Source organism: Pasteurella sp. P03HT, from assembly GCF_054052285.1.
The window spans coordinates 159364-172409 of record NZ_JBSIUM010000001.1 but is presented as its reverse complement, the minus strand read 5'-3'; the positions used below and the strand labels follow the sequence as shown (position 1 = coordinate 172409).

Below are 13046 nucleotides of genomic sequence, written 5' to 3'. Positions count from 1 at the left end.
AGAGAAATCATGCAAACTTGCTATCAAAATAAAAAAATCTGTGTGATTGGATTAGGAAAAACAGGATTATCCTGTGTTGATTTTTTATTAGCTAAACAAGCAGATGTCTGTGTTATTGATACTCGACCACATCCTGCGGGCGCTGACCAATTACCTGCACATGTGCCACTCCATACAGGAAGTTTGAATCAGCAATGGTTGCTTGACGCAGAGATGATTGTGATTAGTCCTGGACTTGCCGTGAAAACACCTGAAATTCAAACCGCACTGAATGCAGGCGTGGAAGTGATTGGCGACATTGAGTTATTTTGTCGAGAAGCTACTAAACCGATTATTGCGATTACTGGTTCTAACGGGAAAAGCACCGTGACAACACTGGTAAGTGAAATGGCTAAAGCCGCTGGATTAAATGTCGGAATGGGGGGCAATATTGGAATTCCCGCCCTGTCTTTGTTGACGCAATCTTACGATCTTTATGTGCTTGAATTATCTAGCTTCCAATTGGAAACCACATACAGTTTACAAGCCATTGCGGCGACGGTATTGAATGTGACAGAAGATCACATGAATCGTTATGTGGATCTAGAAGACTACCGTCAAGCCAAACTGAAAATTTATCAAGGCGCAACAACCGCGGTCATTAACGCAGAAGATCCTCTCACTCGTGCGGATAACTTAAAAAGTGCGGTCAGTTTTGGTGAGAAAAATGCAGATTATTGGTTAAAAACAGAAGAAGGCAAGGCGTATTTAATGGCAAATACAGACTGTATTTTAGCCTGCGATGAAATGAAATTAGTCGGACGTCATAATTACATGAATGCCCTTGCGGCCATCGCGTTAGCACAAGCTGCTGGAATTGGCTTAGTGGGGATTCGTGATGCTTTACGTCATTTTTCTGGCTTAGACCACCGTTTTCAATTAGCGCATATTGCCCATGGTGTACGTTGGGTCAATGATTCAAAAGCCACCAATGTGGGCAGTACTGTGGCGGCCTTAACAGGATTACATGTAGCAGGCACCTTACATTTATTACTCGGCGGTGATGGTAAAGGGGCTGATTTTTCAGAATTAGCCTCACTAATTAATCAGCCGAATATTTATTGTTATTGTTTTGGACAAGATGGCAAGCAATTGGCAGCACTTTCAGCGCAAAGTCAGCTTTTTGAGACCATGGCACAAGCGATCGAATCTTTGCGTCCAAGATTAAAAGCAGGGGATATGGTGTTACTGTCTCCTGCCTGTGCAAGTCTCGATCAGTTCCCGAGTTTTGAAAAACGAGGCGAAGAATTTACGCGTTTAGCACAATTAAGTTAGGTAAGCTCTCTATGCCATTATTTGAAAAAGTAAGACAGCAATATGATCGTTGGACGCGTATTACACCGACCAATTTGTTGTACGATCGTGCGTTACTTTGGTTATTTATTGTATTACTCTTAATTGGGCTGTTAGCGGTGTCATCGGCATCGATTCCTGTTGGTACACGTTTATTTAAAGATCCTTTTCATTTTGCTAAACGCGATGCAATTTATGTTTTCCTTTCTTGCCTGACTTGTTATTTATGCGTACAGGTGCCTATTGAAAAATGGGAAAAATGGCATGTGCGTTTGTTTGCATTTGCGTTGTTTTTACTGTTAATTGTATTAATTCCAGGCATCGGTTTATCAGTCAATGGCGCAAGACGTTGGATTCCAATGGGATTATTCAATTTCCAACCTGCTGAGTTTGCGAAACTGGCATTAACCTGTTTTCTTGCCAGTTATTTTACTCGTAAATATGATGAAGTACGCAGTCGCAAGTTAAGTGCATTTAAGCCTTTTGCTTTAATGGGCTTGATGGGGGGATTCCTGCTGGTGCAACCTGACTTGGGAAGTACCGTTGTGCTCTTTGTCATTACATTCGGTTTGCTTTTCATTGTTGGCGCAAATTTCTGGCAATTTGTTGGCTTAATTGCATTGGGAGGCTTACTGTTTGTTTGGCTCGTTTTGTCTTCCGCATATCGTTTAAAACGTTTTACGGGTTTTTTAGACCCTTTCAAAGATCCTTATGGGACTGGCTTCCAATTATCTAATTCTCTCATGGCATTTGGACGTGGTGAATGGGTAGGGGAAGGATTAGGGAATTCTATCCAAAAATTAGAATATTTACCTGAAGCACATACTGACTTCGTAATGGCAGTAGTGGGAGAAGAGTTCGGTTTCTTTGGTATTGTCGTCATTGTGATTTTACTGGGTCTGCTGATTTTAAGAGCAATGAAAATTGGACGTGAATCATTATTATTAGAACAGCGATTCAGGGGATTTTTGGCGTTTGGAATTAGCTTTTGGATTTTTTTCCAAGGGTTTGTCAACTTAGGTATGTCATTAGGGCTCTTACCAACAAAAGGATTAACGTTTCCTTTAATCAGTTATGGTGGCTCCAGCTTAATTATTATGTCAATGACAATCGGCTTATTATTGCGCATTGATCATGAAAATCGCTTAATGCAAATTGGGCAAGCACGCCTGCGAGACGATTAAAAGATTTGAACACCTCACCGCACTTTATGGCATAAAGTTAGCCAATTGAAAAAGTAAAAGGAAACAACGTGACAGAGCAGAATAAAAGATTATTAGTGATGGCAGGGGGAACTGGTGGACATGTTTTCCCCGCGATTGCAGTGGCGCAATGCTTACAGCAGCAGGATTGGGAAATTTGTTGGCTTGGGACCCAAGATCGTATGGAAGCCCAACTGGTACCTAAACATGGTATTCCGATTAAATTTATTCAAATATCAGGCTTACGTGGTAAAGGCATAAAAGCGTTACTTTGCGCGCCTTTTACTATTTTTAGAGCGGTTTTGCAAGCACGTAAAATTATTCAAGACTATCAACCACATGCGGTATTAGGGATGGGGGGCTATGTTTCAGGTCCTGGTGGGTTAGCCGCAAAATTATGCGGGGTCCCTGTCATTTTACATGAGCAAAATGCGGTAGCTGGTTTGACAAATAGTTGGTTAGCAAAAATTGCACAACGTGTATTACAGGCTTTCCCAACGGCATTTCCTGAGGCAGAAGTGGTGGGGAATCCAGTACGACAAGATTTATTTTTAACACCTAGCCCAGAACAACGTTTTGCACAACGAGAAGGAAAATTACGCGTCTTAGTTGTGGGAGGAAGCCAGGGGGCCCGTGTATTAAATCATACGTTACCTGATGTTGTTGCACACTTGCAGGATAAATTAGAGGTTCGCCACCAAGTTGGGAAAGGCGCTGTGGCAGATGTGAAGGCTCGCTATGCACATCATGCTTCCGTCGTAGTGACAGAATTTATTGATGATATGGCAGAAGCGTATGCTTGGGCAGATATTGTGATCTGTCGTTCTGGTGCGTTGACGGTTTGTGAATTGGCTGCGGTTGGCACACCTGCAATTTTTGTGCCTTTCCAACATAAAGACCAGCAGCAGTATCTCAATGCCAAATATTTAGCGGATGTCGGCGCAGCAGAAATTATTCAGCAACAGGATCTGACTGCTGAAAAGCTGATAGCCTTATTAAACCAACTCGATCGCGAAAAATTACTGACTATGGCGATGAAAGCCAAAGCAATGGCGACGCCATTAGCAGCACAACGTGTAGCAGACGTAATCATTGAAGAAGCAAATTAAAAGAAAGCAGGACAGAAAAATGATGACATCAAAATGTGGAAAAGAATTTCAACAGCGCGTCAGAGATATGATTCCAGAAATGCGGCGTGTACGCCAAATTCATTTTGTTGGTATCGGTGGTGCCGGAATGGGCGGGATTGCCGAAGTATTGCTGAATGAAGGTTATGTGGTAACAGGTTCAGATATTATGGAAAGTGCGGTGACTCATCGCTTAATTTCATTTGGTGCCCAAATTCACTTCACTCATGCAGCTGAAAATATTGAGGGCGCAAGTGTAGTTGTCGTGTCGAGTGCCATCAAACCTGACAATGTGGAAGTGTTAGCGGCAAAAGAAAAACGTATTCCCGTGATTCAACGTGCCCAAATGCTCGCTGAAATTATGCGTTTTCGTCATGGTATTGCCATTGCAGGCACACATGGCAAAACGACTACCACTGCAATGGTGTCTATGATTTATGCTCAAGCAGGGCTTGATCCTACGTTTGTTAATGGGGGATTAGTGAAATCAGCTGGGACCAATGCACATTTAGGTTGTAGCCGCTATTTAATTGCAGAAGCCGATGAAAGTGATGCCTCTTTTTTACATTTACAACCGATGGTTTCGGTTGTCACCAATGTTGAACCTGATCACATGGAAACCTATCATGGTTCCTTTGAAGAAATGAAGCAAACTTATGTGAATTTCCTACATAATTTGCCGTTTTATGGTTTAGCTGTGTTATGCGCTGATGATGCGGTATTGACCGAGTTGATGTCTAAAGTCGGGCGTCAGGTCATCACTTATGGCTTTGATCCAAAAGCGGATTATCGTATTGAGGATTACCAACAAACTGGTTTTCAAGGGCACTATACCGTTATCACGCCAGCAGGTGAACGCCTTGATGTTTTACTCAATGTGCCAGGAAGACATAATGCGTTAAATGCTACGGCAGCACTCGTTGTTGCCAAAGAGGAAGGCATTTCTAATGAGGCGATTTTAGCAGCACTCGCTGATTTCCAAGGTGCAGGACGTCGTTTTGACCAACTGGGGCAATTTATTCGTCCAAATGGTAAGGTGATGCTTGTTGACGATTATGGTCATCATCCAACAGAAGTCGGTGTGACGATTCAAGCGGCGCGACAAGGTTGGGAAAATAAACGTATTGTAATGATTTTCCAACCACATCGTTATTCTCGAACACGGGATCTTTTTGATGATTTTGTGCAGATCTTATCTCAAGTGGACGTGTTAATTATGCTCGATGTGTATGCGGCAGGAGAAACACCAATTGCAGGGGCAGATAGCCGAGCATTGTGTCGCTCAATTCGTAATTTAGGGAAAGTCGACCCAATTTTTGTGGCTGATCCAAATCAATTAGGTGAGATTCTCGATCAAGTATTGCAAGATGGTGATTTAATTTTGGCACAAGGCGCGGGCAATGTGAGTAAAGTGGCTCGCCAATTAGCAGAACGTTGGACAACAGAATAATGGATAATAAGATGAAAAAAGCATTGAAAGAACAAAAAATTGCGGTGTTATTGGGAGGAACCTCGGCAGAGCGTGAGGTGTCATTAAATTCAGGTCAAGCGGTATTAAATGCGCTATTAAGCCAGGGATTCGATGCGCATCCGATTGATCCCAAATATTTCCCAGTCGCGAGTTTGAAAGAACATGGCTTTGAACGTGTTTTTAATATTTTGCATGGACGAGGTGGCGAAGATGGCACGATGCAAGGGCTATTAGAGCAAATCGGAATGCCTTATACGGGGTGTGGTGTCATGGCTTCGGCGCTCACAATGGATAAGATGCGGACTAAAATGCTGTGGAAAGCGTTTGGTTTACCCGTCGCAGAGATGGAAATTGTGACAAAAGCGAATGTTGAAGAACTTAATCCCACCGCTGTTGTCGAAAAATTAGGCTTGCCATTGATGGTCAAACCTTCATTAGAAGGTTCTAGCGTCGGCTTAACGAAAGTAAAAACCGTTGATGAACTCAAAAGTGCGGTAGATTTTGCACTAAAATATGATGAAACCGTGTTAATTGAAGAATGGCTATCGGGAGATGAATTAACAGTTCCTGTATTAGATAACGAAGTTTTGCCATCTATTCGTATTGTACCAGAAGGCGAGTTTTATGATTATGAAGCAAAATATCTTTCAGATAATACACAGTATTTTTGTCCATCAGGCTTAACGCCAGCACGTGAAGAAGAACTTAAACAATTAGTAAAGCGTGCTTATGATGTAGTGGGTTGCCGTGGCTGGAGTCGAATTGATGTGATGCAAGATGATAAAGGTGAATTTCGTCTAGTTGAAGTGAATACTAACCCAGGGATGACAAGCCACAGTTTATTTCCTAAGTCTGCTGCAACAGTCGGCTATTCTTTCGAGCAGTTAGTTGTCAAAATTTTGGAGTTAAGTGCTGAATGAGAGGCCTAAAACGTAAAACAACACAAGGCATAAAAAAAGCAAGTGACTCACGAAACCTTTTTATTAAGAATGTTAAATTGGCGAGTGCGTTATGTTTTTTTGCCGTGTTTTTTTATGCTTATGCTAACTGGCAAACTTTAATGGAAAAGCTAGATGATAAACCGATCAGTGCATTTATTCTAACGGGCACACCAACATTTACTACTTATGACGATATTCGTGATGTTGTCGTAAAAATGGGGGATTTAAAAGGTTTTTTCGGGCAAGATATTGATCTGGTTCGTGAACAAATTGAAACCATGCCTTGGATTAAAGGCGCAGTCGTTCGTAAAATTTGGCCAGATAAACTCAGTATTGCTCTTGCAGAATATACGCCAATAGCAATTTGGAATGAGGGTGAATTTTTATCTCGTGATGGTGTGATTTTCCAACTACCTTTTGACAAGTTAAAAGATAAAAACTTACCTCATTTATCTGGGCCTGATTATCAAAGTGAGAAAGTGCTTGAGGCTTGGACATTAGTCGAGGCAAATTTAAAAGAAAAAGGGCTGGTACTGAAAGCGGTCGCAATCGATGATCGTGGTGCATGGCAAATTGTACTTGATAATGATCTTGTATTAAAATTAGGCAGAGGTGAGTGGAAAGCAAAACTTGACCGTTTTGTAACAATTTATCCACAAATAGAAATCCCAGAAAATAAGAAATTATCTTATGTTGATTTGAGGTATCGTGTTGGGGCAGCAGTGGGGTTTGCCGATGCTGACACACATTAATTAGATGATATGAAGTGATAAAAATGGCAAAAATTGTGGAATCGAAAATTATTGTTGGATTGGAAGTCGGTACCTCTAAAGTCGTGGCTTTAGTTGGCGAACTTTTACCTGATGGTGTCGTCAATATTCTTGGTGTGGGAAGTTGCCCAGCTAAAGGGATTGATAAAGGAAATATTACAGACTTAAATGCCGTGGTCACTTCTGTTCAACGTGCGATTGAACTCGCAGAATCCGTTGCAGATTGTGAAATTATTAGTGTGACATTAGCGATTACAGGACAGCACATTCAAAGCTGGAATGACAGTGGTGCCGCGCCGATCGCAGATGGTGAAGTGACACAAGAGGATATTGATGCCGCCTTACATACGGCTAGCTCAATCAAAATGCCAGAGGGATTAGCTGTTTTACATCGTTTGCCACAAGAATATGCGGTTGACCAACAAAAAAATATTAAAAATCCGCTTGGTTTCCAAGGTGGGCGTTTAACCTCCAATGTTCACTTAATTGCCTGTCATCAAGATTGGCTAAATAATTTACGTCAGGCTGTCGAACGGTGTAAGTTAAAAATTGATAAAGTGATTTTCTCTGGTATTGCGACGAGTCATTCTGTTTTAACCGAAGATGAGAAGGATTTAGGTGTTTGTTTAATTGACTTCGGTGCGGGTACGATGGAGGTCATGGTTTATACCAATGGGTCGTTGCGTTTTAGTAAAGTGATTCCTTATGCGGGTAATCGTGTCACAGATGACATTGCTTATGATTTAACGACATCACGTGTTGAAGCTGAGAACATTAAAGTGAAATACGGAAGTGCTGTCAGTCCGCCAAGACAAAATCCAGAGGAACAATTTGATGTAATGAGTATTGATGGCAGCGTGATTGAGCGCTGTTCTAAAGCCCGTTTGTCGATGGTGACGGCTGGACGTTATAAAGAAATTCTAGGATTAGTGAAAGAAGAGTTGCTTCAGCTTAAATATGATATGGAAAGTAAGCAAATGAAATTTGAGTTGATCGCAGGGATTGTGATCACTGGTGGGGGAGCACAAATTAAAGATTTGAAAGAGTGTGCCACAGATGTATTTGGTCTACATGTCCGTATTGGCAACCCATTGAATATTGCTGGCGTCACCCATTTAGTTGAGAAAAAACCTCAATATTCAACGGTGCTTGGTTTACTGCAATATGAATACTGTAGCAATGATGAAAGCCCAATTAACGATGCATATAGCAATGAAAGTGGATTTCTTGGTTCTTTATGGTCAGGAATGAAAAAATTTGCAAAGAAAGTGGGTTCAGAATTTTGAGAATTCCGATTTTTCATCTACAATAAGAAATATTTAAGTTTTAATAATGTGCTTGCAGAGAATTAGCATTGACGGAGAATAAATATGTTTGAACCAGTAGATTACGATCTTGGTGAAATGGACGGCGCTCTCATCAAAGTAGTGGGTGTCGGCGGCGGTGGCGGTAACGCCGTGAACCATATGGTCGCCAGTATGGTTAAAAATGATCTTGGTGGCACACTATTAGACGAAGCTGTCATGAACTCAGATGAGCATGGTAAAATTATTTTTTACGCGGTGAATACTGATGCTCAAGCATTACGTAAAAGCCAAGTTCAACAGACGGTACAAATCGGTGGTTCAACAACGAAAGGTTTAGGTGCAGGTGCTAATCCAAATGTCGGACGTAAAGCGGCTGAAGATGACCAAGAAGCGATTCGAGCAATGCTTGAAGGGGCAGATATGGTTTTCATCGCAGCTGGTATGGGCGGTGGTACAGGAACTGGTGCTGCTCCAATTGTCGCGCAAATTGCAAAAGAATTGGGTATTCTAACCGTTGCAGTCGTCACTAAACCATTCTCATTTGAAGGCAAAAAACGTATGTTGTTTGCTGAAATGGGTATTAAAGAACTGTCAAAACACGTCGATTCTCTGATTATTATTCCAAATGAGCAATTAGCGAAAGCATTACCGAAAAATGCAACGTTGCTCCAAGCTTTCTCTGCAGCTAATGATGTATTACGCAATTCTGTAACGGGTATTTCAGACATGATTACCTCGCCAGGTTTAATTAACGTTGACTTTGCGGACGTACGTACTGTGATGTCTGAAATGGGTCAAGCCATGATTGGTTTCGGTTCTTGCAAAGGCTCAGCGGGTGAAGGACGTGCAGAAGAAGCAACTCGTATTGCGGTGAAAAGTGATTTATTAGAGCGTGTCGATCTTTCTGGTGCAAAAGGGGTGTTAGTCAATATCACATCAGGGATGGATCTTGGTTTAGATGAATTTAATGTTGTGGGTCAGACTGTGGCTGAATTTGCCTCAGAAGAAGCTACAGTTGTTATTGGTACTACATTAGTTCCTGAGATGGTTGATGAAATCCGTGTAACGATTGTCGCAACGGGGATCGGTGATATTGAACCGCCAGAAGTTGCACATATGCATCGTCAGCAACAGCCAATTCAACATACTGTGGGTGAATCCAGACCCTTACAACCCGCAAACTTAAGTAGTAATCAAACTGCGACGCAAAGTTATGGTACTCAACCGAGCCATATCCCGCCACGTCCAACTGATTTAACGAAGACAAGTATTTTGGATACGCCAATTACAGCTCGTCCAACGAATAACTTGCAAAAAGATGAAAATTTGTTTAATGTACAAAATTTCATCCGTAATACAGATAAATAATTTGAAATTAACCTTGTTGTCAATACAATAAGTTAAGAGAAAAATATGATTAAACAAAGAACATTAAAACAGAGCATTAAAGTCACAGGTGTTGGGTTACACAGTGGGAATAAAGTTACCTTAACGTTACGTCCTGCGATGCCAAACACGGGAGTGATTTATTGTCGTACCGACTTGAATCCACCTGTTACGTTTCCTGCAAATGCTAGCGCAGTACGTGATACGATGCTTTGTACTTGTTTAGTAAATGAAGAAGGTGTGCGTATTTCGACGGTAGAACACTTAAACGCGGCATTAGCAGGTTTGGGGATTGATAACGTCATTATTGAAGTCGATGCGCCAGAGATTCCGATCATGGATGGAAGTGCGAGTCCATTTATCTATCTTTTGCTTGATGCTGGTATTGAAGAACAACAAGCCGCGAAGAAATTTATTCGCATTAAACAAAAAGTCCGTGTAGAAGACGGAGATAAATGGGCAGAATTTACCCCATATAATGGCTTCCGTTTAGACTTTACTATTGATTTTGAACATCCTGCGATTGGTAAAGATGTGCGTAATTATGTGATGGATTTTTCTGCGCAAGCATTCGTACAACAAATTAGCCGTGCAAGAACGTTTGGTTTTATGAAAGATATTGAATATCTTCAATCACAGGGGCTTGCATTAGGTGGAAGTTTAGATAATGCGATTGTATTAGATGACTACCGTATTCTTAATGAAGATGGTTTACGTTTTAAAGACGAATTAGTTCGTCACAAAATGTTAGATGCAATTGGTGATTTATACATGGCGGGTTATAATATTATTGGTGATTTTAAAGCCTATAAATCAGGACATGGTTTGAATAATAAATTATTAAGAGCTGTGTTAGCAAATCAGGATGCGTGGGAGTTTGTTACATTTGAAGATAAACAAACGGTACCACAAGGATATGTTGCACCAACGCAAGTGTTGATTTAATTCACATACCGTGATGAAAAGCTATACTTTGTAATGAAGTATAGCTTTTTTGTTTTATAAGAATATCGTTCACTGGATCATCACGCTCTTTAACGGAGATGAACGATTAAAACAAAATTAAATTTTACGTCCCTATCCACTCATTATTTTTTAATTCAAAGAGAGTAATTATGTTTAACTTTTCATTTCAGTTACCGACAATCGCCTTATTTGGTCAGGGGCAGATATCGTCTATTTCTGAACATATTCCCGCAAACTCACGTATTTTAGTGACAACGGGAGGTGGCAGTGTAAAAAGAAACGGAGTGTTTGCACAGGTTGAGCGAGCATTAGAGGGATACTATTGGGTTGAATTTAGTGGGATTGAACCTAACCCAACTTATGAAACGTTAATGAAGGCTGTTGCATTAGTGAAACAAGAAAAATTAGATTTTATTTTGGCAGTGGGTGGAGGTTCTGTATTAGATGGCAGTAAATTTATTGCAAGTGCGGTTCATTTTAATGGCGAACCTTGGGATATGTTAGCGAAACATGCCCCAGTTGAACGTGTTTTACCAATTGGCACGATTATGACTTTATCTGCTACAGGGTCAGAAATGAATGCTTATGCAGTCATTAGCCATCAACAACGCGCAGAAAAACTGGCATTTTCATCACCATTAATACGCCCTGTTTTTGCGGTTTTGGATCCAACTACAACATATTCACTTCCAGCCAAACAGACTGCTAACGGCGTTGTTGATGCATTTGTACATACTTTCGAACAATATATGACTTATCCCGTCAATGCGAAGATCCAAGATCGCTTTGCTGAGGGCGTGTTTCATACATTAATTGAAGAAGGACCGAAAGTGCTTGAGAACCCAATGGACTATGATGCAAGAGCGAATATTATGTGGGCTGCAACCATGGCGCTAAATGATCTTTTGGGGGTAGGCGTACCACAAGATTGGGCTTCTCATGCCATTGGACACGAAATGACGGCAATCTATGGGCTAGATCATGCTCAAACGTTGGCGTTAGTTGTGCCTGCGCTCATGAAGCATCAAAAAGCACAAAAACGTGAAAAACTTGTTCAATTTGCTCAGCGTATTTGGGGATATGATGGACAGGATCAAGAAGAGGCGGTGCAAGTGGCTATCGAACGAACTCGCGAGTTTTTTGAACAGATGGGAGTAAAAACACGTTTTCGTGATTACGCTATTGATGATAGCCAATTTTCTGTTATTTTAGACAGATTAGCGGTGCACCAATGTTATAACTTGGGAGAGCATCAAAACTTAGATCGCCAGGCTGTTAAAGAAATTTTATATAGTGCGTTGTAATCTGTATTCTGTGCGGTCAAATTTTACTAATTGTTGATTTGAGATAGGAAAGAAATATGTCGTTTGATTTAAGTGAAATTCGTCAACAAATTACACAAGTTGATCGTAACCTTCTGAAATTATTATCTGAACGTCATCGTTTAGCCTTTGATGTGGCACGTAGTAAAGAGATGACACAAAAACCTTTACGTGATTTAGAACGCGAGCAGCAGTTGTTACAAGAGTTGATCCAATTTGCTGAAACACAAAATTACCAACTTGAGCCACAATATATTACTCAGATTTTTCAACGTATTATTGAAGATTCAGTTGCAACACAGCAAGTGTATTTGCAAAAAAAATTAAATACACAACGTGAGCAAAACATTCACATTGCTTTTTTAGGTAAACGAGGTTCTTATTCTCATCTGGCTGCACGCAATTATGCGACGCGTTATCAGGAAAAATTAGTTGAGCTCAGTTGCCGTTCATTTGATGAAATTTTTGAGAAAGTGAGTCAAGGCGAAGCAGATTATGGTGTGCTTCCACTTGAGAACACCACATCTGGTGCTATTAATGACGTTTATGATTTGTTGCAGCATACGGATTTAGTTTTAGTCGGGGAGTTAGCTTATCCTATTCGTCATTGTGTATTAGTCAATGGTCAAGAAGAACTGAGCAAAATTGATACACTATATAGCCATCCACAAGTGATTCAACAATGTAGTCAATTTATTAAAGGCTTAGATCGTGTTCATATTGAATATTGTGAAAGTAGTTCACATGCTATGCAACTCGTTGCCAGTTTAAATAAGCCGAATATTGCTGCGTTAGGGAATGCAGACGGTGGTCAATTATATGGATTGACCGTGTTGAAGACCGATATTGCTAACCAATCGAACAATATTACGCGTTTTATTGTTGTAGCGAAAAATCCGTTGAATGTTTCACCACAAATTCATACCAAAACTTTATTGTTAATGAGTACAGCTCAAAAAGCTGGGGCATTAGTCGATGCGTTATTCGTATTTAAAAAATATCAAATTAACATGACAAAATTAGAGTCTCGTCCAATTTATGGCAAACCGTGGGAAGAAATGTTTTATTTAGAAATTGAAGCAAACATTCATCATCCAGAAACACAACAAGCATTAAATGAACTTACGCAATATAGTACTTATTTGAAAGTATTAGGTTGCTATCCAAGCGAAATTATTAAGCCTGTTGAGTTGGAACAGTAAGCGCATGCTATAGTGCAAAA

11 protein-coding genes are annotated in these 13046 nt (G+C 40.6%); all 11 read left to right on the top strand.

The genetic code is table 11. The features are described from left to right. The first annotated feature begins 9 nt into the window (after nucleotides 1-9). The 11 genes from murD (at nucleotide 10) to ACWIT3_RS00740 (ending at nucleotide 13026) form a co-directional block, all read left to right on the top strand. Nucleotides 10-1314, top strand: coding sequence for a UDP-N-acetylmuramoyl-L-alanine--D-glutamate ligase (gene murD, locus ACWIT3_RS00790; protein ID WP_457160952.1), 1305 nt, complete (start codon nucleotides 10-12; stop codon nucleotides 1312-1314). 11 nt (nucleotides 1315-1325) lie between these two features. Further along, entirely contained in the window at nucleotides 1326-2516 is a 1191-nt protein-coding gene (gene ftsW, locus ACWIT3_RS00785) for a putative lipid II flippase FtsW (RefSeq protein WP_457160951.1), read from the top strand. A gap of 68 nt (nucleotides 2517-2584) precedes the next feature. Continuing rightward, entirely contained in the window at nucleotides 2585-3643 is a 1059-nt protein-coding gene (gene murG / locus ACWIT3_RS00780) for an undecaprenyldiphospho-muramoylpentapeptide beta-N-acetylglucosaminyltransferase (RefSeq protein WP_457160950.1), read from the top strand. Nucleotides 3644-3662: 19 nt separating this feature from the next. After that, nucleotides 3663-5111, top strand: coding sequence for a UDP-N-acetylmuramate--L-alanine ligase (gene murC / locus ACWIT3_RS00775; RefSeq protein WP_457160949.1), 1449 nt, complete (start codon nucleotides 3663-3665; stop codon nucleotides 5109-5111). Between the two features lie 11 nt (nucleotides 5112-5122). Next, nucleotides 5123-6052: a D-alanine--D-alanine ligase gene (locus tag ACWIT3_RS00770; protein WP_046339432.1), complete on the top strand. Its 930-nt coding sequence runs from the start codon at nucleotides 5123-5125 to the stop codon at nucleotides 6050-6052. Further along, nucleotides 6049-6825, top strand: a complete 777-nt coding sequence (locus tag ACWIT3_RS00765) for a cell division protein FtsQ/DivIB (protein WP_457160948.1) — start codon at nucleotides 6049-6051, stop codon at nucleotides 6823-6825. The genes ACWIT3_RS00770 and ACWIT3_RS00765 overlap by 4 nt, the downstream gene beginning before the upstream one ends. A 23-nt stretch (nucleotides 6826-6848) precedes the next feature. Further along, complete coding sequence (gene ftsA / locus ACWIT3_RS00760; protein WP_457160947.1) at nucleotides 6849-8129, top strand: cell division protein FtsA; 1281 nt, start codon at nucleotides 6849-6851, stop codon at nucleotides 8127-8129. 84 nt (nucleotides 8130-8213) lie between these two features. After that, nucleotides 8214-9518: a cell division protein FtsZ gene (ftsZ, locus tag ACWIT3_RS00755; protein ID WP_457160946.1), complete on the top strand. Its 1305-nt coding sequence runs from the start codon at nucleotides 8214-8216 to the stop codon at nucleotides 9516-9518. Between the two features lie 45 nt (nucleotides 9519-9563). Beyond that, nucleotides 9564-10481: a UDP-3-O-acyl-N-acetylglucosamine deacetylase gene (lpxC, locus tag ACWIT3_RS00750; protein WP_457160945.1), complete on the top strand. Its 918-nt coding sequence runs from the start codon at nucleotides 9564-9566 to the stop codon at nucleotides 10479-10481. A gap of 170 nt (nucleotides 10482-10651) precedes the next feature. Further along, on the top strand, nucleotides 10652-11806 hold the full coding sequence (locus ACWIT3_RS00745; RefSeq protein ID WP_457160944.1) for an iron-containing alcohol dehydrogenase: 1155 nt from the start codon (nucleotides 10652-10654) through the stop codon (nucleotides 11804-11806). Nucleotides 11807-11862: 56 nt separating this feature from the next. Then, nucleotides 11863-13026, top strand: a complete 1164-nt coding sequence (locus ACWIT3_RS00740) for a chorismate mutase (RefSeq protein ID WP_457160943.1) — start codon at nucleotides 11863-11865, stop codon at nucleotides 13024-13026. The last annotated feature ends 20 nt before the right edge of the window (nucleotides 13027-13046 follow it).

Excerpts from the sequence above, each read along its gene's own strand:
- ftsZ (WP_457160946.1), top strand. The coding sequence starts at position 8,214 with ATGTTTGAACCAGTAGATTACGATCTTGGTGAAATGGACGGCGCTCTC.
- ACWIT3_RS00770 (WP_046339432.1), top strand. The coding sequence starts at position 5,123 with ATGAAAAAAGCATTGAAAGAACAAAAAATTGCGGTGTTATTGGGAGGA.
- ACWIT3_RS00740 (WP_457160943.1), top strand. The coding sequence starts at position 11,863 with ATGTCGTTTGATTTAAGTGAAATTCGTCAACAAATTACACAAGTTGAT.
- lpxC (WP_457160945.1), top strand. The coding sequence starts at position 9,564 with ATGATTAAACAAAGAACATTAAAACAGAGCATTAAAGTCACAGGTGTT.
- ftsA (WP_457160947.1), top strand. The coding sequence starts at position 6,849 with ATGGCAAAAATTGTGGAATCGAAAATTATTGTTGGATTGGAAGTCGGT.
- murC (WP_457160949.1), top strand. The coding sequence starts at position 3,663 with ATGATGACATCAAAATGTGGAAAAGAATTTCAACAGCGCGTCAGAGAT.
- murD (WP_457160952.1), top strand. The coding sequence starts at position 10 with ATGCAAACTTGCTATCAAAATAAAAAAATCTGTGTGATTGGATTAGGA.
- ftsW (WP_457160951.1), top strand. The coding sequence starts at position 1,326 with ATGCCATTATTTGAAAAAGTAAGACAGCAATATGATCGTTGGACGCGT.
- ACWIT3_RS00745 (WP_457160944.1), top strand. The coding sequence starts at position 10,652 with ATGTTTAACTTTTCATTTCAGTTACCGACAATCGCCTTATTTGGTCAG.
- ACWIT3_RS00765 (WP_457160948.1), top strand. The coding sequence starts at position 6,049 with ATGAGAGGCCTAAAACGTAAAACAACACAAGGCATAAAAAAAGCAAGT.